Origin of the sequence: Pseudomonas batumici (genome assembly GCF_036585405.1) — a bacterium.
In the GTDB taxonomy this organism is placed as follows: domain Bacteria; phylum Pseudomonadota; class Gammaproteobacteria; order Pseudomonadales; family Pseudomonadaceae; genus Aquipseudomonas; species Aquipseudomonas batumici.
On the sequence record NZ_CP144470.1, the window covers coordinates 5,826,261 to 5,852,048 of the forward strand.

A 25,788-nucleotide genomic window follows, 5' to 3' on the forward strand; every position below is an offset into this window, starting at 1 on the left:
ACGATGGTGCAGGGTGCCTTTCCGCCCCCCCCCTGGTCATGGGTCCCTCCTGAGCATTCCTGCACCGAGGGCATTGCGCGCCCCGGTGCAGCCCCAGCTATGAAGTCCTAAAGGTGTTCGCACCCGAGTTCGAGCCATGAAGCAAGGTGTCTCCATTCGCGAGTTTGCGCGCCGCGAAGGTGTGTCCGACACGCTCGTCAGAAAAGCGCTGAAGCTCAACAGGCTCGCGGCTTTCGACGACGGCTCGATCAATCCAGATCTCGTTGGAAGTAGCTGGCGGGAAGGTAACGCCAAGGGTGCGAACCCAGCGGACCAAAATGCGAACCCAGGGGTTCGCAGTTCGCACTCAAGGGGTCGCAGTTCGCAGGTCGATGAGATCGACGGTGAAACTCTGGAAGTGCAGGCCGCTCGACTGCTCGAAAGCGGCGGCGTGGCCTCCCATGACTACGCCGAAGCGCTGCGACGGAAAGAGAACTACCTGGCGCTGCTGCGCCAGCTCGAGTACGAACAAAAGTCAGGTTCGTTGGTTGATCTGGAGGTCGCCGAGAAAATCCTATTTGAACAGGCCCGGGCATCGCGTGATGCCTGGCTCAATTGGCCTACCCGTGTGGGGCCGCTTCTCGCCGCCGATCTCGGCCTTGAGGCTGATCGTGTGGTTGGAGCATTGACGGAGTATGTCCACAAACACATCAGTCAACTCGGTACACCGGAAAGTGAGGTCGAGTTCGTTAGCGAAAGCTGACCGCCTGCGCCTGGCCTACCGCCAGGGCTGGACGCCGCCGCCACGCATCACCGTCCCCGACTGGGCTGACCGTTACCGGCGCCTGGCGAAGGAGGCCGGCGCAATCTCGGGCAACTGGGAAACCTCGACGGTCGAGGTCGCCCGAGGCCCGATGCTGGCCGTAACCGAGGCTGGCGTGCATGTCATCACGGTGATGGTCAGCACCCAGCTGCTCAAGACGGCGCTGCTAGAAAACATCTTCGGCTACTTCGCTCACCTGGACCCATGTCCGATGCTGTTGTTACAACCCAAGGAGGCGGCCGCCGAACAGTTCTCAAAAGAGCGTATCAGCCCCCTGGTTCGGACAACTCCAGTCCTGCGCGAGATCGTCGGCACCGGAAAGACCCGGTCATCGGATGAAACGCTGTTGTACAAGGCTTTCCCTGGCGGCTTCCTGGCACTGGCCGGTGCGGGCAGTCCGGATAACCTGGCCCGCCGCCCGATTCGCATTCTGCTGAGCGACGAGGTCGACAAATATCCGATCACCCGCGAGGGTGATCCGATCATGCTGGCCGAAGAGCGCACGGCGAGTTTCGGCGCCAACTGGCTGTCAGTGCGCGCGTGCTCGCCGACCGTCGAGGACGAGTCTCGAATTGAAAAAAGCTTTCTGGCTTCCGACCAGCGCCGCGCCTCCCTGGAGTGCCAAGGGTGTGGGCACCGGCAGTTTCCGGATTTTTTCAAGCATGTCCATTGGCAAAAGGACCCGGAAACCGGAGCCCACCTGCCGAAGACGGCACGCATGTACTGCGAGGGTTGTGGCTGTGAGTGGTCGGAAGGCGAGCGCCTCAAGGCTTTGCGTAGCATCCGCTGGCATCAGACCAAGCCGTTCAGTTGCTGCGGTGATCGCCATCAGCCGCTTGAGCAATACGACGCGGCCTGGAACCTGCTGCGTGAAGGTGCGGTGGCTCGGGTCTGGACATTATCCGAGAGCCCGCGGCATTCGGTATATCTGGCGCGCTGCCCAACCTGCGGCAGTCACCCAGTGGACAACGAGCATGCCGGGTTCACCGCCTCGAAGCTCTATAGTCCATGGTCGAAGGACAAGCCATCGGATATCGCTCGCAAATGGTTGGCCTGCGGTGACGACGAAGACATGAAGCTGGCGTTCTACAACACCCAGCTGGGCTTGCCCTATCGGAAGAACTCCGGGCGTGAGATTCAGATCGAGGCCTTGGCCGCTCGCTGCGAGGTCTGGGCGGCCGAAGTTCCCGACGGCGTTGCGCTAATCACAGTCGGCATCGACTGCCAGGACTACCGGCTTGAGATGGAGGTCATCGGCTGGGGTGTTAATGAGGAGTCCTGGTCGATTGACTATCACGTCATTGACGGCGAATTCGATCAGCCCGACGTACAGGCGCTGCTCGACGCTTACCTCAAGCGGATCTGGTACCGCGCTGACGGCTATGCCTTCCCGGTGATGGCTGCCTGTTTCGACTCGGGTGGCCACCACACTCAGGCAGTGTATGGCTTCTGCAAGGCTCGCATTGGGAGACGCATATGGGCCGTTAAGGGCGAGTCCGCCCGCAACGGCAAGCGCTCTCCTGTCTGGCCTACCAAAGTCCCAAGCCGGCGCAGCAAGGCGACTTACCGCCCGGTGATGCTGGGGGTGAACGCCGCCAAGGACACCATTACCACTCGTCTGATGAAGGACAAGCCAGGTCCTGGCTACATGCACTTTCCAGTCAGTCGTGACATCAACTACTTCGCCCAGCTCACCGCCGAACGCTCCATCGTCAAGGTGACAGGTGGTGTGAAGTACCGGGTATGGGAGCCTCGACCAGGACGTGCCAACGAGGGATTGGACTGTCGCGTATATGGCTATGCCGCGCTCTGCGGGCTGCTGCACATGGGCATCAAACTCAACAAGCGTGCCGAAGAGGTCAATGCCTCGATTGGCATTCCGGTGGCTCGGCCAGAGACTGAACCTCAGGACGACATTGTCCCGCCAGAGACCACAGCACCTGTTGCCGCTGGGCCCAGGGTCATCCAGACCACGCCCGACAAAAAGAAATCGCTAACCAGACGGTTGGCCTAGATATCCCCGTTTCGGCGGGGATCACCCGGAGTCACCCCTATGAGCCGTTACGGACCAACCAGCAACCTGTTGGCGGGCATTCCGCGCGCGTCGTTGCAGACATCGCTGGAAAGCGCCCAACAGGCTTACCTGCAGCTTTCCGCCGGCGGCAAGGTCGAAAGCGCGACCTACACCCAGGGCGATGGCTCGAAAAGCATCACCTATACCCGCGCAAACCTCGCTCAACTCGCGAACGTCATCATGATGCTCCAGAAACAGCTCGGCATCGTTTGTCGGCCGCGTCAGCCCATCCGCATTGGATTTAAGTGATGAATAATCCCGTATCGATTGTGGGGCTCGACGGCAAGCCGATCCAGCCCATGCGGCCGAGCCGGGGCAAGATGCTGGCGCCGGGTGGCAACGTCCCGTACGACGCCGCTGATATCTACGGTGAGCACGTATCTGGCTGGCGCCCGTATTTGGGGTCACCAGACGGCGACCTCAACATGTACCGGGACCGGATCGTTTCTCGTGTCCGTGACCTGGTGCGCAACGATGGCTGGGCCTCTGGTGCGGTCACGCGAATTCTCGACAACGCTATCGGCGGTCATTTCCGGCCTCTGATCAAGCCGGACTGGCGCGCCCTGGCAGCACATACGGGCAACAAGGTATTCGATGCCACCTGGGCCCACGAATTCGCCCAGGTGGCCACGGCCAATTACCGGACCTGGGCCTTTGACAGTGGGCGCTATTGTGATGCACAGCGCTCTCTGACTATCACTCAAATGATGCGCCTGGGCTTCCGGCACAAGCTGGTCGAGGGGGATTCCCTAGTGCAGGCCTGCTGGATTCCTGAGCGCGTGGGGTATGGCAGGGCGCGCTATGCCACGGCCATGCAACTGATCGATCCGGACCGTCTGAGCAATCCACAACAGCGGTTCGACTCCGACACCACCCGCGGGGGCGTCGTGCTCGATCAGTTCGGCGCCGCCAAGGCTTATTGGATTCGCAAGGCCCATCAGGGCGACTGGTGGGCCGCTGCCGACAGCGTGACCTGGGAGGAAATCCCGCGGGAAACTGAATGGGGGCGGCCGGTCATCATCCATGACTACGACCATGATCGGGCCTCTCAGCATCGCGGCGGTTCTGGCATCTTCGCGCCGATCTTGCAGCGCATGAAGATGCTGGCCAAGTACGACGCGGTGGAACTGGATGCGGCGGTGATCAACTCGATTTTCGGTGCCTATATCGAGAGTCCGTTTGACCACTCTCTGGTCGGCGATGCCATCGGTGACGATGCTGATCTATCCCGGTACCAGGACCAGCGCGCCGATTACCACGAAGACCGCCGGACCATGCTCGGCGAATCTCGACTGCCAATCTTATTCCCGGGCGAGAAAATCAACGCCGTCACGGCCACCCGGCCCAATGCGAACTTCGCCGGCTTCGAGAAATCGTTCCTGCGCAACTTCGCCTCGGCCACCGGCCTGTCAGCTCAGCAGATGTCGCACGACTGGTCCGACACCAACTACAGCTCAGCGCGCGGCGCCTTGCTGGAGGCGTTCAAGACCTTGACGCGCCGCCGCAACGACTTCGCCACCAACACCGCGCAGCCGGTGCTGGGCTGCTTCATGGAGGAATCCATGGAGATTGATGACTACCCGCTGCCACATGGCGCTCCGGCGTTTATGGAGTGCCGTGGCATGTACTCACGCGCCGAATGGATGGGACCGGCCCGCGGCTGGATCGATCCTGTCGCCGAGAAACAGGGCGCCGTCCTCGGTATGGATGCGGGCTTGTCCACCCTGCAACAGGAGTGCATGGAACAGGGCCTGGATTACGAGGAAGTGCTCGAGCAGCGCAAGCGCGAAATCGACAAGTTCAAGGAGCTCGGCATCCCGGCCCCGACATGGGCTGGCATGCAGATCCCAGGCGGCTACACCACGGCGGACGACGCCATACAGAAACCGAGGCCTACCTAATGCACTTTGGACACCTTGCGCAGCGGCTTTTCAATGTGCCGGTGGCGATTCGCCCAGAAAAGGCCGAGGTCATCATGGCCGCCCTGGCCGAGCGCCTGGGTATCGGCCGGATGATGCGGGTCAGCGGTGATGCCGTTGACCTGACGCCCCTGGCCCTTGAGGGCGACGGCTACAGCTATGCCGACCGGGAGGCCCGCGACACCGGTTACGACCTGGTCGGCGACATAGCCATCATTCAGGTGCACGGCACCTTGGTGCAGAAGACTGGGACTCTCCGGCCCTGGAGCGGTATGACCGGCTACGACGGCTTGCGCCAGGCCTTTCTCACGGCCCTGCTCGACCCGAAAGTCAGCGCCATCGTGCTGGATGTCGATTCACCTGGCGGTGAGGTCGCTGGCTGTTTCGATCTGGTGGACACCATCTACAGCGCTCGTGGCGACAAGCCGATCTGGTCGATTCTCAACGAGTCGGCCTACTCAGCGGCTTATGCCATTGCCAGTGCAGCGGACCGCATCTACGTGCCGCGCACGGGCGGCACCGGGTCCATTGGCGTGATCTGCATGCATGTCGACTTTTCCAAGGCCCTGACCTCGGCCGGAATTGAGGTCACTTTCATCACTTATGGTGACCGAAAGGCAGACGGACACTCAGAAATCCCGCTGTCGGCGGATGCCCTGGCGCGGTTCCAAGCGGACATCGACACCATGGGCGAACTGTTCGTCGAGACGGTTGCCCGTAACCGAAACATCGCGGCCAGCAAGGTCCGCGCAACCCAGGCTGGAACCTTTCTCGGCGCTGCCGGAGTTGAGGCTGGCCTGGCTGACGCTGTTGCGGCGCCCGACGCCGCTTTCCGGGCGCTGCTCTCTCAGCTGGCCTAGCACCAACCTTCAGAGGATTCACCGATGACCATTCGCAAAAAGCTGAGTGCGGCCATGCCGTTCGCCCAGTTGTTTGGTATTTCCCCGCGCGCCGAGGAAGAAGACGACAAGGAAAAATCCAGGCATGCCCGTCGTGCGGAAGAGGATGACGAGGAAAAGGACGACAAGGAAGACGACAAAAAAAGTCGCAAGGCCAAGCGCGCTGAGGACGATGACGACACGGAAGAAGAGGATGACGACAAAAAGTCGCGCCGCGCCAAGGGCGAAACCGAAGACGATGAGGAGGATGAGGACAAGAAAGGGCGCAAGGCCAAGCGCGCTGAGGAAGACGACGAGGACATGGAGGATGACGAAGACAAAAAAGACGCCAAGTCCAAAAAAGCCATCGTCGCCCAGGAGCGCATCCGCTGCGCCCGAATCGTTGCGCACGGCCTGAGGTCGGGTAATCCCGAGCAGGCCTGCGTCTTTGCCTTCGACACCAACATGTCGGCAGACGCCGCCATCAGCGCCCTGAGCGTAGCTCGCGTCGCCGGTGGGCGTGGCGGCAGTCTGGGCGAACGCATGAAGGACGCCAACGTCACGCACGTGGGCGCCGGCGGTGGCGATGAGTCATCCGGGGTTTCACCGATCGCCCAGAAAATCATTGCTGCCGCCGCCCGTGCGCAGTCGCTCTAACCCCAACACTCCACGGAGATCGACAACATGTCGTTGACCCCCAGCGTCATTCGTGACAACCCGCAACAGCCCGGCGTGCAGGCTCAGGTCTACATCCCGGATCAACTGATCGCCGATGCGCGCAATCTGGTGACGCAACCGATCCTGATTGGCTCCGGCACTCTCAAACGCGGCACGGTACTCGGCCAGCAGACCGTCAACCCGATCCAGGCAGCGGCGGCCCAGGGCAATACCGGTAACGGTACCCTGGGAAGCATTAGTGTCGGCGCTGCGGTTGAGGTGGGTATCTATACCATTACCGCAACCTCGGCCACCGTCTTCAGCGTCATCGACCCGGAAGGTGTTGTGCTCGGCAATGCCACTGCCGGCACGCCGTTCACGAGCGCTGAAATCAACCTCACCCTAACTGCAGGCGCTACGGCGTTCGTGGTCGGTGACGCTTTCACCATCAGCGTGTTCGATGCCGTCGGCACCTATGTGCAGTGCGTCCGTACTGCTTCCGATGGCAGCCAGAACCCAGTCGCCATTCTGGTAGACGATGCTGATGCCAGCCTGGGTCCTGTCACGGCTGGTGGGTATCTGGCGGGCGAGTTCAACGCCTCGAAGCTGATCTTCGATACCTCCTGGTCGTTACCGGGCCTGGTGTCCGCCATGCGCCCCTACGGGATGTTCGCCAAAAGCTCCATTTCGTCTGATTCGCCTTCGAACAACTCCGCGCCGTAATTCGGCCCCTACCGTACTGCCCACAAGAACCCGCTCCGGCGGGTTTTTTTGTGAGCTGGATTTAGCATCCCTTGCTTGGAGAGGCCCATGACTGCCGCCAGTTCGTTTCCATTCAGCACCACCGACCTGATCCAGGTCGTACCGACGCTCAAGCGTTCGCAGAAATTCCTGCTCGACCGGTTCTTTCCGAACATCGTCAACTCGCAAACCGAATTCGTCGCGATCGACATCGATGTCGGCCTGCGCCGCATGTCGCCCTTCGTCAGTCCACTGGTGCAGGGCAAGTTGGTCGAACAGCGCAAGTACCAGACCAACACCTACAAGCCCGCATATATCAAGGACAAGCGCGCGCCGGACCTGCGCAAGCCGGTCATGCGCCACATCGGTGAGCGCATCGGCGGCGGCGAGATGACCGCCGGCGAACGCGAGATGGCCAACGTCGCGTTCGAGATGGCCGACCAGATCGACATGCTGGATCGGCGTCTGGAATGGATGGCGGCCTCGGCCATGCTGACCGGTCGCGTCACCGTCTCCGGGGAAGGCTTTGAAACCGAGGTGGTGGACTTCGGTCGCGACGGCCAGTTGTCGATTGCCCTGACCGGCAACAGCCAGTGGGGCATCAAGGCCAACTTCAACGCCGCGGGTCGCGACACCGTACCGGCCAACAACATTGAGGAATGGCAGACCCTGATGCTCCAACTGTCGGGGGCCCAGGCCGCGGACTTGGTGTTCACCACCTCGGCCTGGCGGACCTTCTCCAATGACGAGAAAGTGTTTGGCGCCATCTTCTTCCCGAAACAAGGAGAGTCCGGCAACATCAACATCGGCCCGCAGATCGCTCCGGGCGCCGTGTACAAGGGGCGCTGGGGTCAGTACGACCTGTGGCTGTACAACGACTGGTATATCGACGAAAACGGCGTCGAGCAGCCAATGCTGCCTGATGGCTACATGCTGATGTCCGGCGCGCAACTGATGGGAACCCGCGCCTTCGGCACCATCCTGGACCCGAATTTCAACTATCAGTCGCTGTCCTACGCGCCCAAGACCTGGGTTGAGAACGACCCAGCCCAGCGCATCCTGCTGATGCAGAGCTCGCCGCTGGTTATCCCGAGTCGCGTCAATGCCTGCCTGGCCGCCAAGGTCTGCACCCCGGCGAGCGGAAGCTGATGGCCGCCCCTGGAGGAGCGGGGGCCTCTGTCGTGGAGGCCATTGTGGCTAGAGGTCGTACCGTGGTGGGCGTCGACAAAAAATCGCGTCGGGAAGGCGAAACCGTCAAGGTTCCCGCTACCGAAGCCGAGGTGTTGACTCGCCAAGGATTTCTGGTTGATGGGGATGTTGTGGAGAAACCGCAGGTGGGCCCGCACATCCGAGTGTCGTCCGGCCCTGGGGTGAGGATTGCCTAATGATCGATTGGGACGGCCTGGTGCTGGCGCCGCTGGAAACCATCTTCGGAGAAGGTCAGCGCCCGGAAGGGAAGGTGATGTTCTACCCCGCTGGCCGAGTGGCCTATCCCATCGATGGTGTGTTCGATTCGGCTTATCGTGAGGTTGAGCTGGTCGATCCGCTGGTGGGCGTTACCTCGACACAACCTGTGCTGGGCGTGCGGCTCTCGACCTTTTTGGAGCCTCCTGCCCAGGACGACGAGGTCTATATCCCGAGCATTGCCCAGCGCTATCTGGTGATCGAAGTTCGCCCCGACAGCCACGGCTGGGCCAAGCTCATGCTGAGTGAAATGTAATGGCGACCACCTCCGAACTACGGCAGATCGCCGCCGAGGCACTCAAGGCGGGGACGGCGGCCGGCAACAATGTTTTCGCGGCCAGGACCTGGCCGACCTGGAACGGTAGCTACCCCATCATCTGGCTACATGCGCCAGAGGAAGACAAGGAGTCGCTGGGTCGTCAGGGCGGACCGCAATTCACCGTGACGGCAACGATCCGGATCAGCGCTCGGCTGCAGCTCAAAGCGCTCCCGAAAAACGCCGCGGCTGGCGCGATGATCCTGGCACTGGAAGCCATGCAGCGCCAGATTGAAAGGGCGCTGATCAACTTCCCGCCACTGATGAGCAGGCTGCAACAGTTCCCCTTCATTCGCTCCCAGATGCATGAGGATGGTGAAGGCGAGCAGCACCTTGGCGAACTGGTCATGGATGTCGGTATGGAGTTCTACCAGGGCCCCGAGGACTTCTATCCACTCGAAGGGGCGGCAGACGAGCCGCCGTTCGACCCGGTGGCCGCCGCCGTCGTTCAACCCATCGTGCCGCTGACCGAGGTCAATGTCACCGCCGATCTGATCAACGTCGCCGACCCCACGGGCACCTATCCCAACCCGCCATTCGCTGGCGCTGTTACACCGGCTCCGCGCACTGTTGGTCCTGATGGGCGAGCAGAAGGCGGTCTCATGTTCGAATTTCCGCAGGAGTAATCATGCGCATTTATGCCTCCCCTGGGTTGCTGGTACGCGACCCGGTCAAACGCGATCGCCTGCCGCCAGAAGGCCGGGAGGTGCCGGACGACGATTTCTACTGGCTGCGCCGGCTGAGCTGTGGCGACGCCACCCTGGTGGCCTCCGACGCTGCGCCCGTTGAAATGGCGGCGCCGTTACAAGAAACCTCGGCTCCGATCTTGGTCGAGCCGCCCGAAACCCATGAAGGGAGCGACAGTCAATGACCGTCCCGTTCAGCAACATCCCGGCGAACCTGCGGGTTCCGCTGTTCTATGCCGAGGTCGATAACTCCCAGGCCAACAGCGGCGCGCAGACTCAGCGCACCCTGATTGTTGGTCAGATCACCGCCGGGGGTAATGGCGTGGTCAACGTGCCAGTACTGGGCCAGGGTGTCAGTGATGCCCAGGCCAAGGGTGGTTTGGGCTCGATGCTGGCGCTGATGACCGCTGCCTATAAGAGATCTGACAGCTTCGGCGAGGTCTGGTTTCTGCCGCTGGCTGATGCCGCAGGCTCCGTGGCCGCCACGGGCACCGTCGCTATCGTCGGGAGCCCGGCAGCCACTGGCGTAATCTCGCTCTACATCGCCGGGCAGCTGATCAGTCTGACCGTCACCACGGGGGAGGCCGCCGCGGATATTGCCACCGCCCTGGCGGCTCTGGTGAACAGCTCCGGCAATCTTCCCGTCACGGCCACTGCTGCGACCGCAACGGTGACGCTCACTGCAAAGAACAAGGGTACCGGCGGCAACGAGATTGACCTACGCCTGAACTACCTGGGCACCGCTGGCGGCGAGTTCGTGCCCACCGGCCTGACGCTCACCCTGACCCAGATGACCGGCGGGGCGACCAATCCGGTGCTTGACACCGCGCTGTCCGCCCTGGGTGATGAGGCGTTCGACATCATTGTCAGCCCTTACACCGACACTGCCTCGCTGAATTCGTTGAAGAACCTGCTCAACGACCAGACCGGGCGTTGGAGTTATGCCAGTCAGTTGTATGGCCATGTCTTTGCCGCCCAACGCGGCACGCTGTCGACCCTGGCTACTGCCGGTGATGCCCGCAACAACCAGCACGAAAGCATCATGGGCTTCTACGACTCCCCGTCGCCGGCATGGATCTGGGCGGCGGATATGGCGGGTACCGCGGCTGTGGCGCTTCGCGCCGATCCTGGCCGTCCTTTGCAGACTCTAGCGCTGAGCACTGTGCTGGCGCCGCCTCCGGCGTCGCGTTTCGATCTGGGTGAACGTAACACGCTGCTCTGGGATGGTATCTCGACTTTCACCGTTGCCAGTGACGGCACCGTCGCCATCGAGAACCTGATCACCACCTATCAGGTGAATGGATTCGGTGCTCCGGACGACAGCTACCTGCAAATCGAGACGCTCTTCTCGCTGATGTATGTGCTGCGCTTTCTGCGCTCGATCGTCACGTCTAAGTACGGTCGGGTGAAGCTCGCCGCTAATGGCACCCGGTTTGCACCTGGCTCGGCCATTGTCACGCCAAACATCATCCGAGCCGACTTGATCGCCGGGTATGGCGCGCTGGAATACAACGGGTTTGCGCAGGATGCCAAGGCCTTCGCCCAGGCGCTGATCATTGAGAAGAATGCGACCAATCCCAACCGGGTTGATGCGCTCTGGCCGGGCACCCTGATCAACCAGCTGCGCACCTTCGCGCTGCTCGCTCAATTCCGCCTGTAACTCAGGCCTTTCGTCAACGACCGCCATCGAGCGGTTTTTTTTCGCCTGGAGAAAGACATGGCTGATACCAACCGCCTGGCCGGGACCTGCTACCTGAGCATTGACGGCGTGAACTACATGCTGGCCGGTGACTTCTCCTACAAGGTTTCCGGCGTGTCCCGCGAAACCCTGAAGGGGCAGGACGGCGTCCACGGCTACAGCGAAACCCCACAGCCTGGCTATATCGCTGCGACCCTGCGGGATGCCTCGAACCTGAGCATCGCCGACATCAACGCGATGAACAACGCCACTGTCGTGGCTGAGTTGGCAAACGGCAAAACCATCATCGGTCGCAACATGTGGACCACCGAGCAACAAGAATCCAAGTCCTCCGACGCGACTATTGAAGTCAAGTGGGAAGGCCCATCCGTTACGGAGAACTGATCCATGTTTGAAGAAGAAATCACCATCACCCTGGTCAAGTCCGTTGTCATCGGTAAGGGTGACACGGCGGTGCCATACGACGAAATCAAGCTGCGCGAACCTACTGCCGGCGAGATGGAAAAGGCCAGCCGTGCCGATACGTCGGTCGGCTCTGCGATCACTCTGATCAGTCTGGTCGCCGGCATCCCGCGCGGCGTGGTCGAGAAGTTCAGCAAGCGCGATCTTGTTGCCGCGAACAAGTTCCTCGAGGGTTTTACCGAAGCTGGTCAGACGGAGGAGGCTGGCCAGAGCTGATTGCCGAACTGACCAAGTATTACGGCTGGGGGCCGCGCGATGCGTGGTCGCTCACCCTGGCGGAGCTGATCGAATGGAACAAGCAGGCCATTCGCATGACGAGTAATCAAAATGCCTGACTTCAAAATAGTCATCAGCGCCGTCGACAAGGCGACCGCCACGGTTCGCAAGGTCAACGACGCCGTCAGCCGAATGACACGGCCTTTCGAAGAGGTCGGCAAGTCATTCAAGAGTCTCGGTCGTGAGCTTGGGTTTGAACGAATCGGCAAAAACCTCACCACTATCGGCCGTGAAGCCGGCGGCGCGGCCCGAAGCGTAGGTATGATCGTCGCGCCCATGGCGGCGCTCACCGGTATTGGCTCTGTGGCGGGTATCGCGGCCCTGGCCAACAACTGGGCCAACCTGGGCCGTTCCATCGATAACAGCGCTCGCGGTATCGGTGTCACGTCCGGGCAGCTGCAAAGCTTCCAGGGCGCGGCCAAGCTTGTCGGCATTGGAGCTGACACGACAACCGCAAGTATGGATAGCCTGGCCACTACCATGCAGGACGCTCAGTGGGGGCGAAACCAGGGTGCCTTGCTGATGCTGAACAAGCTCGGCATAGGCCTGAAGAAGACCAAGGACGGCGCCTGGGATGTCGTCGGAGAGTACAAGGCCATTGCCAACGCCGTGGCCAGCCAGAAGAGTCCTCAGGTCCAGGCGCTGATTGCCAATAATCTCGGTCTGGGCGGCATGCTGCCGTTCCTGCGCGAGGGCGCGGCTGGCATTGAGCGCTATGAAGACACCGTTCGCCGCCTCGGTTATGTGATGAGCGACACGGCGGTCAAGCAGGGTAAGGAGTTTTCCCAGAGTCTGGCATCCCTGAATATCGCTGTTGACGGCACCAAGAACGCGATCGGCGACAAACTGATCCCTGTCATAAAGCCGCTGGTTGATCAGTTCACCAACTGGCTGGCTGCGAACCGGGAGCTGATTGCCACCAATATCGCCGACTGGGCCAAGGGCTTCGCCACTTGGATCAACAAGATCGATTGGAAAAAGGTCGGCGACGGGATCATCAACTTCGGCAAGGGCGTCGGTAAGGTCGTTGACTGGCTTGGCGGCTGGCAGAACGCCGCGCTGCTGGTGGTTGGCGTCATGAATGCGGGGTTGATCGCTGGTGTCCTGTCGCTGGGAGTAACCCTGCTCAAAGGGGGCGCCGGGATTCTGTCTTTTATCGGTATCCTCTGGAAATGGCAGGCCGCTGCCACTGCAACCGCTGCTGCACAAGGGACGCTGACAGCAAGCGCTGCGGCTGGTTTTCTGGGTAAGGCTGGATTTGTTGGGGCTGCCGGTGCCGCCGGCTATGGCGTCGGCACGATGATCAATAATCATTTTGTCGAAGGAACAAAATTCCAGGGCTGGCTCGGTGACAAGATCGCTCGAGGCTTGGCATTTTTCGGCAACGACGAGGCCAAGCAGGCTGTTGCCGCCACGGATCTGGCTAATGGAGTGATTCCTGGAGGCCGCGACAAGTCCATATCGGTTTCCAAGTTTTTCGAAGATCAAGGCTGGACCAAAGCTCAGGCAACTGGAATAGCGGCAAACCTCGGTCTTGAAAGCAACTTCAGTCCTTCCGCTTATGGTGATGGCGGTAGCGCCTATGGCCTTGGTCAATGGCACCAGGACAGGCAGCAGGAATTCGCCAAGTGGGCAGGGAAAAGCATCCATGGCTCAAGCGAAGAAGATCAACTTCGCTTTGTCCAGTACGAGCTGACACAGGGTAACGAGAAGGCCGCCGGGGATCAGTTGCGTGGTGCGAAGAGTGCCCGCGAGGCGGGCGAGATTGTTTCCAGGAAATACGAGCGTCCTGCTGCTGCTGATTGGGAGGCTGCTCGTCGCGGAAAACTGGCTGAAGCGATATCAACGCCAGCCCCAGATCCAGCCCCAGCCCCCGCCGGGCCGTATACACAAGGTGCCGCTCAGGCTGCGCCTGGCGGTACCGTCAAGGTTGAGATCGAGCACAAGAATGCCCCCGAGGGGATCAAGACCAAGGTCAAGTCCGACGGCAACGTCCAGACTTCAAGCCGTGTCGCCTGGTCAGGCGTTGGAGCCATCGCATGAGCCTGCTGTCCGACATCATCCAAATCGCCCAGGACTCCAACAGGTCCTGGACGGAAATGCTCAATCAGGCGTCGTTCCGGGGCGTGCCGTTCGCCGTCTATGGCGGTGATGCGCGCTTCGGCCGGCGTCTGGCGATGCACGAGTACCCTGGCCGCGATAAACCCTACATTGAGGACATGGGCCGCTCTACGCGCCGGATTCGCATGAGCGGCTTTCTTGTCACCGACAGCCTGGTGTATGGCGGCGGCAGTGTCCTGGCGCAGCGTGATGCCCTGGTCGCGGCGGCAGAGAAGGGTGGCCCCGGCGCTCTGGTGCACCCAACCCTGGGCGCGCTGAAAGTCAGCGTCCCGGCCGAGGGGCTGAGCGTTGTTGAGCGCTGGGACATGGGGCGCTACTTTGAAATCAGCTTCACCTTCATCGAGTCCGGCGACCGGGTCTTTCCGACCATCACCTCTGACAGCGGCACGCTGCTGGACAAGCTGGCCGCAGCCCTCGGGCTGTCTTCGGCGCTGGATTTCGCCCGCAAGGTGATCGGCGGCGTCACCGCAGTGATAAATGCCGTCGAGGGCGTCATCAAGTTCGGTAAGGCTATCGTTGGGATGATCGTCGGCGTGATCGCCGACTTCAAAGTGCTGGTCGGGCGTATCACTCATGACGTGCGCAGCATCACCAGCCTGGGAGCGTTGCTGACTGGTGACTTTGGCCGCTACGCCAATGGCAACGTCAGCAGCGCGCTGACGACCAGCAAGAATGCCAGAGACGCCAGCGCAACCATGGCCGACCTGATCGCCAAGAACACGGATAACCGTGCGGCGGTCGATGCGGCCATGGACACCCTGGTGAGCGCCGCTGCCAATCTGGACGCCTCGAGCAGTGCTGCATTCACGGCGGCCGTGCAGGGGGTGATGGATGCCTTGGTGGCTGGTATTGCTGATCCGGGTAATGCCATAGCTCTATTGGGGCCGCTGGCCAGCTACACACCGACAACATTCGGCGGGGCTGGTGCTATCGGTGTGGCTCGTGGGGTGGCGCAGGACGCCACAAGCGCACTGCTACGCCGGGCGGCACTGGCCTCTATCGGTCAGGTGGTGGCCGCTTATGTGCCGACCTCCTACGACGAGGCCATTAGCACTATGGGGACAGTCACCGGATTCATTGATGCGGAATTGCTGGTGGCCGGCGATGCGGGCGATGATGATACTTACAACGCCCTGGTCGCCCTGCGCCAGGCCGTGGTCAGTGATCTGACCACCACGGGCGCCACGCTGCCGCGCCTGGAGACGTTTGCCTTTCGGGCACCGATGAATGCCCTGACCATGGCGAACCGGCTCTACCGCGATGCCACCCGGGCCGACGAGTTGATCCAGCAGGCCAATCCGATTCACCCGGCGTTTATGCCGACGACAATAAGCGCTTTATCAAAATAGTTACTTGTTCTGCTGTTGGTAGTTGTAGGTTGGCGCAATGTATTTGTCGCATGTTCCAGATAAGTATTCGTTGGCAATGTATCCGTTATAGCCGTTATCCATGACGATGTAGGAGACATAGGCCCATCCGTCGGGCAGTGCTACTTTTCCAGAGGTGGTTATTCTTATTTTGGATAAGTCACTTTTCGAAGTTAGTGGTGATCCACACTGTGCCTCTTTTAGCAGCTGTCTTTCGTATGACTCGAGTTGGTCGGCCTTGTATCCAAGCCGTTTGAAAATTATGGCTGCAGGTTTTGGATATGTGCAAATTATTGGCTGTTCTGCCGTAAATCGGCATTCAGCACTTGCGCTTGTGTTAGCCGCTAATACAAGAAAACACAAGACCAGCTTCGATTTTTTGTTCATGGTTTATCCTAAAGGGGGGCTCCATGCAGGCTGATGATCTAACCATAACATCGGGTGGTTTGACTATCACTGGGTGGACAGATGTTCGCGTTACGCGTGGCATCGAGAGGCTTCCCAGTGACTTCAGTATTGGCATGACGGAGATCTACCCAGGCGAATTTGGACAGATCGTTCTGGAACCGGGTGATGCCTGCCAGGTGCGCCTGGGCGATGATCCAGTGGTAACCGGCTATATCGATCATTATGTACCCGGCATTAGCGCTGGGGATCACTCCATACGCATAAGCGGGCGATCCAAGTGTGCAGACCTCGTTGACTGCGCGGCGGAATGGCCTGGTGGACAGATTACTAATCAGACGGTTCTTGGTATCGCTCAGAGGCTCGCGTCGGTATACGGGGGCTCTGGAATTCCGGTCGCGACAGACGTGAAAGAGTTACCGATTCTCCCACAGGTCAATCTGATGCTCGGAGAGTCTGCCTTCGAGATCATTGAGCGGATGGCTCGTTTCTCTGCGGTATTGGCTTATGATCTGCCCGATGGCAGTTTGTTTTTGTCTCAAGCAGGAGCGCGGAGCGCGGCCAGTGGTTTTGCCGAGGGTGTGAATGTTCAGTCTGCGTACATTGATTTTTCCGCAGACTTCACCTATTCGGATTACAATGCATACATTCAATCGGTCGATGCCTTTACCGACCTAGGGCAGCTTGGAAATAAGCTATATACATCAAAAGATATAAACGTCAAACGTCATCGCGTGATGGTTATAATTTCCGAGGGTGGCGGCCTTGGCAATGATATCGCAATAAAACGGGCAGATTGGGAAGCCGCCCGAAGATTTGGAAGGTCGAAAGTTGTCAGGGTGACGACTGATACTTGGCGAGACTCTTCTGGCTCGTTATGGGAGCCGAATACACTTGTTCCGGTTCATCTACCAAGATTGAAGCTCTCAAATGAGATCATGCTGATTGTTGATGTTACTTTTATTAGAAATGATTATTCCGGCACGACCGCAGAGCTAACGCTGATGCCGCCCGCAGCGTTTTTGCCTCAGCCAATCAACCTCACGCAGCTGTATGGGGAGTTATCTCATGGGGTGCCTCAATGAGCGGTTCAGACAAACAGTCAGCAGATAGCGACGGTGTTATGCAGCGCCTCTGGCGAAGAATTCAGCTGATGTCGAGCTGGGGGCGGGTGAGTTTCGTCAACGACAGCAAAACAGCCCAGCTACTTCAGGTGAAACTCAACGACTCGGAAACCCGGGACGGCACCCCACGAATCGCGGAGTTTGGCTTTACCTCTGTGCCTCCTGACGGTTCTGACGTGCTTGTGGTGTTCCTGGGCGGCGATCGTTCCAAGGGTGTCGTCGTGGCCACTGGGCACCAGGCCAGTCGGCCGGCCAACCTACAGGCTGGCGAGTCCATGCTCTACGACCTGGCGGGCAAGTCGGTCTACCTGACCCAGTCTGGCGGGATTGTCATCGAGGCGAAGGGGTCGCCAGTGACCGTGAATAACGCCACCACGGTCACGATCAACGCCGTGACAGCCGTGCAGATGAACACGCCGGTGTTGCGCGTCAGCGGGGATATTGAGGCTGGCGGCAACGTCAAGGACTCGATCCGGACCATGGCCGCCGACCGGATGATCTTCAACCAGCACACCAACGGGAGCGGCACCACCACGCCGACACCTCAACAATGACCGATATCACCACTACCTGGATCGCGAGCACGGGCAATGGCGATTGGTCGATCAGTGGGGGCGCTCTGGCCAGTGGCGACGACTTGGCCAGCGCCGTGCTGATCAGTTTGTTTACCGATCGCTTGGCCGATGACGACGACATCCCACCGGATGGCGGGGACGACCGCCGAGGCTGGTGGGGGGATGCCGGTGAGGATGTGCCGATCGGCTCGCGGCTCTGGCTGCTTGACCGCTCAAAGCTCACGCCTGCCGTAGCCAACACCGCCAAAATTTATATTGAGGAGGCGCTGAAGTGGCTCATCGATGACCAGGTGGCCCTGGATGTAAGCGCCGCCACCGTCATCGCCGGGCGCAGCCAACTCAACGCGATCATCACAATCACACACCGCAACGGCTCCCTGAGCACGCTCAATTACAACTGGGTGTGGGGCCAGAACTGACCGCACGCTGATTATCGAGCCCGCCTTGAGCGGGTATTTTTTTGCCTGGAGCAAGCCACCTATGCCATTTCCGCGACCTACGCTCTCGGACCTGCGCGCGCGCGTCGCCTCGGACATCACCTCGGGCCTGCCGACGGCCGACGGCCTGCTGCGTTTTTCCAATCTGCAAATTACCGGCAAAGCTGTCGCTGGTATGGCTTACCTCAACTACGGCTACCTCGACTGGATCGCCCGGCAAGGGGTGCCCTATACGGCATCGGGCGAATTTCTCTATGCCTGGGGCGCCCTGAAAAATGTCTACCCGAAGCCATCGACGGTCGCCTCTGGGCAGGTCACGTTCCCTGGTACCCCCGGCGTGACAGTCGACGCAGGCACCCAGGTTGTACGCAGCGACTCGGCAACATTCACCACACAGGCATCAACCACTGTCGGTGCCGGGGGCACCCTGGTGGTCCAGGTGACTGCGGACGTGGCTGGCGAGGCAGGGAATACCCCCGTCGGCAGCCTGATGACGTTGGGTACCTCAATCACTGGCGTGCAATCAACCGGCGCGGTGACCACCGTCATTACTGGGGGCGCAGATCAGGAGCTTGACGGGGCGTTCTTCGATCGCATGCTTGCGGCCTATCAGAGCACTCCGAACGGCGGATCTGACAACGACTATGTGACTTGGGCAAAGAATGTACCGGGCGTAACCCGGGCCTGGTGTATGCCCAATGGCTTCGGCACCGGCACCGTGGTTGTGTACACAATGCTGGATGACGCCAACGCCGCCTATGGTGGCTTTCCCCAGGGCACGAACGGGATCTCGCCGCGTGACAACCGCGTCACGTCTGGAAACCTTGCCGCCGGCGATCAACTGACTATCGCGAACAGCATCTATGTCCAGCAGCCCGTTACGGCAATGGTCTACAGCTGCTCGCCCATTGCGGCCCCAATTGCATGGACGATTACCGGGTTGTTGGCTGCCTCGCTGACGACCAGGGCTGCGGTAGCTGCCGCAATCTCCGGCGTTCTGTTTGATCAGGGTGCCCCCCTTGCTGATGGCTCATCTGTGGATATTTCGGACGTGAGCGCGGCAATTTCCGCGATCGCGGGCACACAGGGGTTCGTTATCACATCCCCAGCAGCAAACATCCCCAACACCCTCGGCTACCTGCCCACGCTGGGTACCGTTACCTACGGCTGATCGCTATGTCAAAACCGTCGTTCACTGACGCCGACTTCACGTCGGCGCTGCTCGGCCTGTTGCCGCGTGGCCGTGTTTGGCCGAAGGATCTGACCTCTGTTCATGCCCAGGCCATCTCCTGCTTTGCCCCGACTTTCACGCGGATCAGTGACTCCGCGCTAGGACTGATCGATGACATGTTCCCGGCGACAACCGTGAACTTTCTCACTGAATGGGAGGCGACTCTCGGGCTGCCAGACCCTTGTGCGGGCATCGCACCGACGTTCCAGGGGCGCCGCAACCAAGTGGTGGCCAGGTTCACCAACACCGGCGGTCAGTCCATCCAATTCTTCACTGCATACGCGGCTGGCCTTGGGTACGCAATCACTGTCACTCAGTACGCGCCCTTCCGATGCGGACAGAGCACCTGTGGACAGCAGCTCGGTGGCCCCGACTGGTTCTTCACCTGGGCCGTCAACTGCCAACTGAACACCGTCAACTATTTCCGGGCAGGGCAATCGGCAGCGGGGGAGCCGTTGTCGTCGTGGGGGAATGCGGTGCTCGAGTGCGAGTTATCCGAAGCAAAGCCATCACACACCATCCTGCAGTTCCATTATTCGTGAGGCCCTAGATGTATCAAATTGATAACTCGACCGCTGCGCCGTTACTTCCAGCGAGTACCGCGCCGGGTACCGCTGGATTCTTCACGGATGGCAATCCAGCGACTGGCACAACGCCAACGATTCTCCCCGCCGAATTCTTGAACATGCTCATGCTGGAGATATTGGGCGTATTGAGTGCTGCGGGAGTCACCCCATCAAAGTCAAACTTCACGCAGCTTGTCACTGCGATCAAAGCAGTGAACAAGCAGGCAACTATTCTCGCGGACACTGGTATTGCCGGCGCTTATTCGGCGGTGAACGTGCCTGCACTTACTGCTCTCCCAGGCACGGGATTTGTTCAGCGGGTCAACATCGCCAACGCCAATACCGGGGCGTCCACGTACGCGCCCGATGGTCTGGCCGCGAAGCCCATCTATGGCATGGCCCTCCAACCGCTGCAGGGCGGCGAGCTGCCACCGGGCATCGCGGTGATGATGTACCTGGTGCAGGCGGGCGTGAACGGCGGAAACGGGGCATGGGTTCTGATTGAGTCGCTGGGGGGAGCCGCACAAGTAGCCCAGGCTTCCAAGTCCCAACACGCTCCGACCGTGGCGCAAATGCAAGCGGGTTATGGCACCTACGCCCTTGATACGGGTGCCGCAAACGCCATTGTTGCAGCACTTTCGCCGGCGCCTACATCCCTCACCGACACGATGCCGATCCGCGTAGCGATTGCGGCAAACAACACCGGTCCCACAACTCTTAATCTAAACGGGCTTGGTGTTAAGCCCGTGGTGGGACTTGGCTCTGCGGCGCTTCAAGGAAACGAGCTGGTCGCCGGAGGGCGGGCCACATTCATGTGGGCTGCTGCGCAAAACTCCTGGATTCTCCTGTCGTGCCAGGCTGCTGCCATGCAGATCGGAGCGGCATCACAAAGCCAGCACGCCATGCAAATGGGGCAGGCGGTAGGTCGTTTGCTCAATGTTAAAAACTTCACTACTCCAGGAACTTCGACTTACACACCAACAGCCGGCACTAACTCAATTGTCGTCGAGGTGGTAGGTGGTGGCGGTGGTAGTGGTGGGTGTCAGGCAACGACCTCTTCTCAATTAGCCGTCAGTGGTGGTGGTTCTGGTGCTGGCTGCGCTCGTAGCTATTACACATCAGGATTCTCAGGGCTGACGATCACTGTCGGATCGGGTGGCGTCGCGGGCTCTTCCGGTACGGGTTTTGTTGGTGGTAACGGTACAGCTTCCAGCCTTGGCTCGTTGCTGTCGTCATCCGGAGGGATCGGAGGAGCAGCAGGTATTGCTCTCGCGAACACGGCGAATGCCACTAGTGGTAACAACGTTGCGGGGGCCGCTACTGGAGGGACTTTGCTGAACAGTTCTGGGCTCAATGCGGCGCCCTCGGTTCAACTCGGCACCTATCTTGCGGCCGGCGCGGGCGGTGCTGACGGTTGCGGTGGTCAATCTGGAGCCACGGGCGTTATCAATACTTCATCCCAACCAACTCTTTCCGGAGTTGCCGGCAAGAATGGTCGAGTCACAATTTATGAGTACGCATAAATGAAAACTTACGCGCGGGTAGACCAGGGCGTGGTCGTGGAAATTGTCCTGCCTTATGCAACCGATGAAGGCGTTGAGGTTCCCATTGAAGAGCGGTTTACGGCAGATTTTGTTGCCCAGATGGTCGACATCACCGGGATTACCCCTCAGCCAGACCAGCGATGGACATATGCCAAAGGAGTTTTTGCAGCACCTGCTGTTTATCAGCCAACTCTGGCCGACGCCACTGTTGCGTTGAAGGCGGCTGTGCAGCAGTGGCTCGACACGACTGCTCAGGCCAGTGGCTACGACTCGCTCGCCTCGTGCGCCTCCTACGCCAACAGCGGTGTGACGCAATGGGCGGCAGACGCCAAGGCGGCCACCGCCTGGCGGGATGCCGTGTGGCAGGCCTGTTTTGCAGAGTGGAGCGCTGCACAGGCTGCAACTAACCCGGTAATCCCGACCGCGGCAGAATTGATTGCGTCTCTGCCGCAACCGGCAACGTTCGGCTGGACAGTTCATCCAGCAGGGGGTTAGCCATGAATCCGATCAAACGTTATTTGCTCAACCTGCTGATTTGGCTCGACGAGGGCGCCAACACGCTCTTGCTCGGCGATCCTGGCGAGACGATCAGTTCGCGCTCTGCAAAAGCCCAGGCCGCTGGCCGGCGCTGGGGCTGTGTCATGTGCAAGTTTCTGGACCTGTTCCAGAAAGGCCATTGCCAGAAGTCTCTGGAGCCCTACGCTGGGGCTGACGCGGTCATCCCAGACGATCAAGCCGCGAAGTAGAAACACCCAGACCACCACCGGCCGCCCTAAGCGGTTTTTTTTCGCCTGGAGAAAACCATGCCGATTACCCAGCAGCAACTGCTGCAGATCCTTCCGAACGCCGGCCAAGTTGCCGGCGTTTTTGTTCCTGCGCTCAACACGGCCATGAATTCCTATCAGATTGTCACCACGCAGCGAGTTGCCGCCTTCTTGGCCCAGGTAGGGCACGAATCTGGGCAGTTGACGCAGCTGGTCGAGAACCTGAACTACGGCGCGTCCGGGCTGGTGGCGACCTGGCCGAGCCGGTTCTCGGCCACGCTGGCGGCCCAGGTCGCCCGTCAGCCGGAGCAAATTGCCAACATCGCCTATGCCAATCGCATGGGGAACGGCGATGCGTCATCCGGCGACGGCTGGGCCTTTCGTGGCCGCGGTCTGATCCAGATCACTGGCCGGACGAACTACCAAGCATGCGGTGATGCTCTGGGCGTAGACCTGATCGGTAACCCGGATCTGCTGGCCCAGCCGCAATACGCGGCGCTGTCGGCGGCCTGGTATTGGGCAACCAACGGGCTGAACACGTTGGCCGACGCCGGCAGCTTCGACGCGATTACCCAGCGCATCAACGGCGCACAGAACGGCGCGGCTGACCGCCAGGCGCTGTACGCGACCGCGCAGCAGGTGCTGGCATGAGCGAAATCAAAACCATTGGTCGCGCACTGGGGCAGGCAGTCGACGGCTCGCTGTGGTTCTTCTGCGACGGCTGCGACAGCCCGCACAGCCTTCAGGTCGGTGCCGGTCCTGGCCCTCGCTGGGGCTATAACGGCAATCCTGACGCGCCGACCTTTACGCCGTCGGTGCTGGTCAACTGGCCGGCAAACCCCGAAGCCTGTGAAGCGCTCAAAGAGTGGCGTACCGAGCGGGTATGTCACTCGTTCGTCACGGACGGTCGCATCCAGTACCTGGGCGACTCCACGCACTCGCTGGCCGGGCAAATGGTCGATCTGCCGAACTGGGAGGAATCATGGGAGCGCTGGTAGCAAAAATTGCCCCCTATCTGGCCGTCCTGGCCCTGGTGGGTCTGGCTCTATTCGGCGCTTATCACCACGGCGAGACCCTCGCCAATGCTCAGTGGCAGGAGCGATGGAACGCCCGCGACACCGCCGACCAAGCAGCAAAAGAACTCAACGAAAGCGCCGAGCGTGACAAAGAGCAGGCCCGGCAACAGGCAATCAACAAGGTGGTGGAAAATGGTCAAGTGTTCATCGACACGGCAACTGCTGCCGTTGCTGCTGCTAATCGCGAGTCTGGCCGGGTGCGGGATGCAGCCGACGACCTTGCCAACCGACTCGCAGCCAGTGAAGCCCGCGGCGATTCCTGCACTGCCGCCGCAGGCAAGGCAGCTGCCCACGCCGCCAGAGTGCTTGCCGACGTGTTCAAGCTCGCTGATGAAAGAGCGGGAGTCCTGGCGGCAGATGCTGATCAGTCCCGAGCCCGGGGCATGACGTGCGAGGCGGCCTATGACGCGCTGGTGAAGCTGAAATAGGGATGGGTGTTCGTTCGGCAGGACGCCGGAGGAGGGGTGAAGCTCGTACCAATTTTTGTACCAATGGCCGTGTAAAGCAGGTTAAAACCGGGTATCCCAAAGCAAGGAAGTGCCCGGTTTCATTGACTTTCGTTACTTTGCCTTGCGCTCGCCTACCCTTCAAAAATCGCTGTGTAATTCTGTTCCAGGGACATGAAGCTACCTGTGGGAGTCTACGCAAAGGAGCAAGGATACGGCGGCTGGCAGCCGCCTGCAAATTCGATGACGGTCCGCCTACTCGTCGCGACCTTCCATCATGGTGCGCTTGAGCATCACATACACCGCGCCCGCGCCGCCATGTTTCGGCTGGCAGGAGGTGAAACCCAGGACCTGGGCGTGCTGGCGCAGCCAGGTGTTGACGTGGCTCTTGATCATCGGGCGCTTGCCGTCCAGGCGTACGGCCTTGCCGTGGGTGACGCGCACGCAACGGATCTCGAATTTCGTCGCCTCGGCGAGAAACGCCCAGAGGGTTTCCCGGGCCTTTTCCACGCTCATGCCGTGCAGGTCGAGGCTGCCTTCGAACGGGATCTGGCCGATCTTGAGCTTGCGCATCTGGCTTTCCTGGACCCCGTCGCGGGCCCAGTACAGCTCGTCTTCCGGGCCGACGTCGATGACGAACTGGTCGGACAGCCCGTCCACCGCGATGTCCTGGACCCGTACCGTGGCCGCCTGGCGCAGCTTGGCCAGTTGCGCTCGGTCGGACCTGGGCTTGCCGGTGTCGGCCCGGTCATGCTTGATCGGCTTGACGCCGCGGATCTCGCTTTTGAACAGGGAAAAATCGTCGTCTTGCATGTCAGCCTCCGCAGGGTCGACCAGTTTACCCAAGTCCCCTGGGTGTCGTCACAGCCGATTGCGCGCAGGTGCTTGATCAGTCGTGCTTTTTCATCAGGTGCGGGGCCATGTTCAGCCCATGGCCGCGACGCATCCGGCGACGGCTGCGACGCCACAGCCAGACACCGAACCAGAGCGTCAGGAGGCCCACGCCCAGGACCACCGCCGAGCCGGCCGGCGTGGCGTTCAAGTCCCCCAGCGCCGGTGCGTGGCCCAGCAGGCTGGCCGCGCCAGCCAAGGCCAGCAACACCCCGAGGGTTGCCAGCAGCGCCGCAATGGCAGCGCTCAAACGTGAGCGCCAGGTGCTTGGACCTTTGGGGCGCAGTCGGCGAGCGTCAAAACCATCGGATAGCTTCATTCCGATTTCCTCTGTGAGTATCGGCCCTTCGACCGGGAGATGCCCGGCTTGTTCCTGACGTGTTCGGGAAATCGGAAAATGAGACGCAATTGGCAGCAGTAATGGATGGGCGGTCGCCGGGGCGGCCCATCGAAACCGTTAGCCGATCAGGTCCCTGGTCTGGGCGAGGGTGGCGAAATTGTCCGCCATGATCGCCATTTCCGTGCGCTGGACCTGGGCAGCGCTGATGATTTCACCTTTGTAGGGCAGGTCGCGGGTCGCGCAGGCATCTTCCACCAGGGTGCAGCGGAACCCCAGGTTCTTCGCCGCGCGCACGGTGGTGCTGACACTGGAGTGGCTCATGAAACCGCAGACGATCAGGTCCAGGGAGCCGAGTTCCTGCAGGTGTTTCTCCAGGCCCGTGCCGTGAAAGGCGCTGGGCAGCAGCTTGCCGATCAGGGTTTCGTCGCCCTGGGGTTCCAGCCCCGGAATGAATTCGCCGCGCTCGCCCTGGGGATCGAACAGCCCCCCTACGGTGCCCAGGTGGCGGATGTGCACGATGGGTCGTCCGGCCTGGCGGGCGGCGGCGACCAATTGCTTGATATTGTCGACGGCGGCGTCCATGCCGGACAGGGCCAGCGGGCCGCTGAGGTATTCTTTCTGGGCGTCGATGATCAACAGGCTGGCGTGGCTCAGATTGGCGGCTGCATAACCACGACCGCTGAGTTGAAACATCGTCTTTGGAACGGACATTCGGGGCTCCTTTGAGTGGGGCTTTTGCCGCATTGTCCTCCGGCTGAGCGCTTATGTGAATCGCTACCCGTGCAGGCGGCGTGGTTACTGGGCTGTAGCCGTGTCAAGGATTGTTTGCCGAGGCCGGATACGGCGGGCAATGATGTCTTTTTGCCTTATTTCCACCTGGCACCGGTTTGGCTGTTAGAATCGCCCGTCGTTTTTTCAGGAGCCTAC

31 protein-coding genes are annotated in these 25,788 nt (G+C 60.6%); 27 read left to right on the forward strand and 4 right to left on the reverse strand.

Going from position 1 to position 25,788, the window contains the following annotated elements:
• Positions 1–136 precede the first annotated feature (136 nt).
• From NUH87_RS26750 to NUH87_RS26825, 16 genes are all read left to right on the forward strand, one after another.
• Positions 137–742: a hypothetical protein gene (locus NUH87_RS26750; protein ID WP_338523354.1), complete on the forward strand. Its 606-nt coding sequence runs from the start codon at positions 137–139 to the stop codon at positions 740–742.
• The gene (locus tag NUH87_RS26755) at positions 675–2,816 is read left to right on the forward strand and encodes a phage terminase large subunit family protein (protein WP_338523355.1); all 2,142 of its coding nucleotides are present in this window, start codon (positions 675–677) and stop codon (positions 2,814–2,816) included. Before NUH87_RS26750 ends, NUH87_RS26755 begins: the two co-directional genes overlap by 68 nt.
• A gap of 39 nt (positions 2,817–2,855) precedes the next feature.
• The gene (gene gpW / locus NUH87_RS26760) at positions 2,856–3,125 is read left to right on the forward strand and encodes a gpW family head-tail joining protein (protein WP_338523356.1); all 270 of its coding nucleotides are present in this window, start codon (positions 2,856–2,858) and stop codon (positions 3,123–3,125) included.
• The gene (locus NUH87_RS26765; RefSeq protein WP_338523357.1) at positions 3,125–4,777 is read left to right on the forward strand and encodes a phage portal protein; all 1,653 of its coding nucleotides are present in this window, start codon (positions 3,125–3,127) and stop codon (positions 4,775–4,777) included. Before gpW ends, NUH87_RS26765 begins: the two co-directional genes overlap by 1 nt.
• A complete protein-coding gene (locus tag NUH87_RS26770; protein ID WP_338523358.1) occupies positions 4,777–5,655 on the forward strand; it encodes a S49 family peptidase in 879 nt (292 codons plus the stop codon). Before NUH87_RS26765 ends, NUH87_RS26770 begins: the two co-directional genes overlap by 1 nt.
• Before the next feature lie 24 nt (positions 5,656–5,679).
• The gene (locus NUH87_RS26775) at positions 5,680–6,330 is read left to right on the forward strand and encodes a hypothetical protein (RefSeq protein ID WP_338523359.1); all 651 of its coding nucleotides are present in this window, start codon (positions 5,680–5,682) and stop codon (positions 6,328–6,330) included.
• Positions 6,331–6,357: 27 nt separating this feature from the next.
• On the forward strand, positions 6,358–7,053 hold the full coding sequence (locus tag NUH87_RS26780) for a head decoration protein (protein WP_338523360.1): 696 nt from the start codon (positions 6,358–6,360) through the stop codon (positions 7,051–7,053).
• An 87-nt stretch (positions 7,054–7,140) separates the two neighbouring features.
• The gene (locus NUH87_RS26785) at positions 7,141–8,220 is read left to right on the forward strand and encodes a major capsid protein (RefSeq protein ID WP_338523361.1); all 1,080 of its coding nucleotides are present in this window, start codon (positions 7,141–7,143) and stop codon (positions 8,218–8,220) included.
• A gap of 235 nt (positions 8,221–8,455) precedes the next feature.
• Positions 8,456–8,791, forward strand: a complete 336-nt coding sequence (locus NUH87_RS26790) for a head-tail joining protein (protein WP_338523362.1) — start codon at positions 8,456–8,458, stop codon at positions 8,789–8,791.
• Positions 8,791–9,477 (forward strand): phage tail protein, encoded by a 687-nt coding sequence (locus NUH87_RS26795; RefSeq protein WP_338523363.1) that lies wholly within the window; start codon positions 8,791–8,793, stop codon positions 9,475–9,477. Before NUH87_RS26790 ends, NUH87_RS26795 begins: the two co-directional genes overlap by 1 nt.
• 2 nt (positions 9,478–9,479) lie before the next feature.
• On the forward strand, positions 9,480–9,722 hold the full coding sequence (locus tag NUH87_RS26800; RefSeq protein ID WP_338523364.1) for a DUF2635 domain-containing protein: 243 nt from the start codon (positions 9,480–9,482) through the stop codon (positions 9,720–9,722).
• Complete coding sequence (locus NUH87_RS26805; RefSeq protein WP_338523365.1) at positions 9,719–11,197, forward strand: phage tail sheath subtilisin-like domain-containing protein; 1,479 nt, start codon at positions 9,719–9,721, stop codon at positions 11,195–11,197. The genes NUH87_RS26800 and NUH87_RS26805 overlap by 4 nt, the downstream gene beginning before the upstream one ends.
• Positions 11,198–11,254: 57 nt before the next feature.
• Positions 11,255–11,620 carry a phage tail tube protein gene (locus NUH87_RS26810; protein WP_338523366.1) on the forward strand — a complete coding sequence of 122 codons (366 nt, stop codon included), beginning with the start codon at positions 11,255–11,257 and terminating at the stop codon, positions 11,618–11,620.
• Positions 11,621–11,623: 3 nt separating this feature from the next.
• Positions 11,624–11,914: a phage tail assembly protein gene (locus tag NUH87_RS26815; protein ID WP_338523367.1), complete on the forward strand. Its 291-nt coding sequence runs from the start codon at positions 11,624–11,626 to the stop codon at positions 11,912–11,914.
• Positions 11,915–12,025: 111 nt separating this feature from the next.
• Positions 12,026–14,017, forward strand: coding sequence for a phage tail tip lysozyme (locus NUH87_RS26820; RefSeq protein ID WP_338523368.1), 1,992 nt, complete (start codon positions 12,026–12,028; stop codon positions 14,015–14,017).
• Positions 14,014–15,444, forward strand: a complete 1,431-nt coding sequence (locus NUH87_RS26825) for a DNA circularization protein (RefSeq protein ID WP_338523369.1) — start codon at positions 14,014–14,016, stop codon at positions 15,442–15,444. Before NUH87_RS26820 ends, NUH87_RS26825 begins: the two co-directional genes overlap by 4 nt.
• On the opposite strand, the gene NUH87_RS26830 is transcribed toward NUH87_RS26825, so the two are convergent.
• Entirely contained in the window at positions 15,445–15,849 is a 405-nt protein-coding gene (locus NUH87_RS26830; protein ID WP_338523370.1) for a hypothetical protein, read from the reverse strand.
• A gap of 23 nt (positions 15,850–15,872) precedes the next feature.
• Here NUH87_RS26830 and NUH87_RS26835 point away from each other — a divergent pair, with 23 nt between their 5' ends.
• From NUH87_RS26835 to NUH87_RS26885, 11 genes are all read left to right on the forward strand, one after another.
• Positions 15,873–16,952: a phage baseplate assembly protein gene (locus tag NUH87_RS26835; protein ID WP_338523371.1), complete on the forward strand. Its 1,080-nt coding sequence runs from the start codon at positions 15,873–15,875 to the stop codon at positions 16,950–16,952.
• Complete coding sequence (locus NUH87_RS26840) at positions 16,949–17,545, forward strand: phage baseplate assembly protein V (protein ID WP_338523372.1); 597 nt, start codon at positions 16,949–16,951, stop codon at positions 17,543–17,545. Before NUH87_RS26835 ends, NUH87_RS26840 begins: the two co-directional genes overlap by 4 nt.
• Positions 17,542–17,985, forward strand: a complete 444-nt coding sequence (locus NUH87_RS26845) for a phage GP46 family protein (RefSeq protein WP_338523373.1) — start codon at positions 17,542–17,544, stop codon at positions 17,983–17,985. Before NUH87_RS26840 ends, NUH87_RS26845 begins: the two co-directional genes overlap by 4 nt.
• A 61-nt stretch (positions 17,986–18,046) precedes the next feature.
• Complete coding sequence (locus NUH87_RS26850) at positions 18,047–19,174, forward strand: baseplate J/gp47 family protein (RefSeq protein WP_338523374.1); 1,128 nt, start codon at positions 18,047–18,049, stop codon at positions 19,172–19,174.
• Between the two features lie 5 nt (positions 19,175–19,179).
• Complete coding sequence (locus tag NUH87_RS26855; RefSeq protein WP_338523375.1) at positions 19,180–19,776, forward strand: YmfQ family protein; 597 nt, start codon at positions 19,180–19,182, stop codon at positions 19,774–19,776.
• Between the two features lie 8 nt (positions 19,777–19,784).
• Positions 19,785–21,323, forward strand: coding sequence for a hypothetical protein (locus NUH87_RS26860; protein ID WP_338523376.1), 1,539 nt, complete (start codon positions 19,785–19,787; stop codon positions 21,321–21,323).
• Entirely contained in the window at positions 21,324–21,839 is a 516-nt protein-coding gene (locus tag NUH87_RS26865; protein WP_338523377.1) for a hypothetical protein, read from the forward strand. It begins immediately after the preceding gene.
• Positions 21,840–21,841: 2 nt separating this feature from the next.
• A complete protein-coding gene (locus NUH87_RS26870; protein ID WP_338523378.1) occupies positions 21,842–22,090 on the forward strand; it encodes a hypothetical protein in 249 nt (82 codons plus the stop codon).
• 57 nt (positions 22,091–22,147) lie between these two features.
• Positions 22,148–22,759, forward strand: a complete 612-nt coding sequence (locus NUH87_RS26875) for a glycoside hydrolase family 19 protein (protein ID WP_338523379.1) — start codon at positions 22,148–22,150, stop codon at positions 22,757–22,759.
• Entirely contained in the window at positions 22,756–23,106 is a 351-nt protein-coding gene (locus NUH87_RS26880) for a DUF6527 family protein (RefSeq protein ID WP_338523380.1), read from the forward strand. Before NUH87_RS26875 ends, NUH87_RS26880 begins: the two co-directional genes overlap by 4 nt.
• Positions 23,091–23,612, forward strand: a complete 522-nt coding sequence (locus tag NUH87_RS26885) for a DUF2514 family protein (protein WP_338523381.1) — start codon at positions 23,091–23,093, stop codon at positions 23,610–23,612. Before NUH87_RS26880 ends, NUH87_RS26885 begins: the two co-directional genes overlap by 16 nt.
• A gap of 273 nt (positions 23,613–23,885) precedes the next feature.
• Here the strand turns inward: NUH87_RS26885 and NUH87_RS26890 are convergent, their stop codons facing one another.
• The 3 genes from NUH87_RS26890 to NUH87_RS26900 form a co-directional block, all read right to left on the reverse strand.
• A complete protein-coding gene (locus NUH87_RS26890) occupies positions 23,886–24,443 on the reverse strand; it encodes a Smr/MutS family protein (RefSeq protein WP_040065812.1) in 558 nt (185 codons plus the stop codon).
• Positions 24,444–24,519: 76 nt separating this feature from the next.
• A complete protein-coding gene (locus tag NUH87_RS26895; RefSeq protein ID WP_040065814.1) occupies positions 24,520–24,840 on the reverse strand; it encodes a hypothetical protein in 321 nt (106 codons plus the stop codon).
• Positions 24,841–24,978: 138 nt separating this feature from the next.
• Positions 24,979–25,572 carry a cysteine hydrolase family protein gene (locus tag NUH87_RS26900; RefSeq protein WP_040065817.1) on the reverse strand — a complete coding sequence of 198 codons (594 nt, stop codon included), beginning with the start codon at positions 25,570–25,572 and terminating at the stop codon, positions 24,979–24,981.
• Positions 25,573–25,788 lie beyond the last annotated feature (216 nt).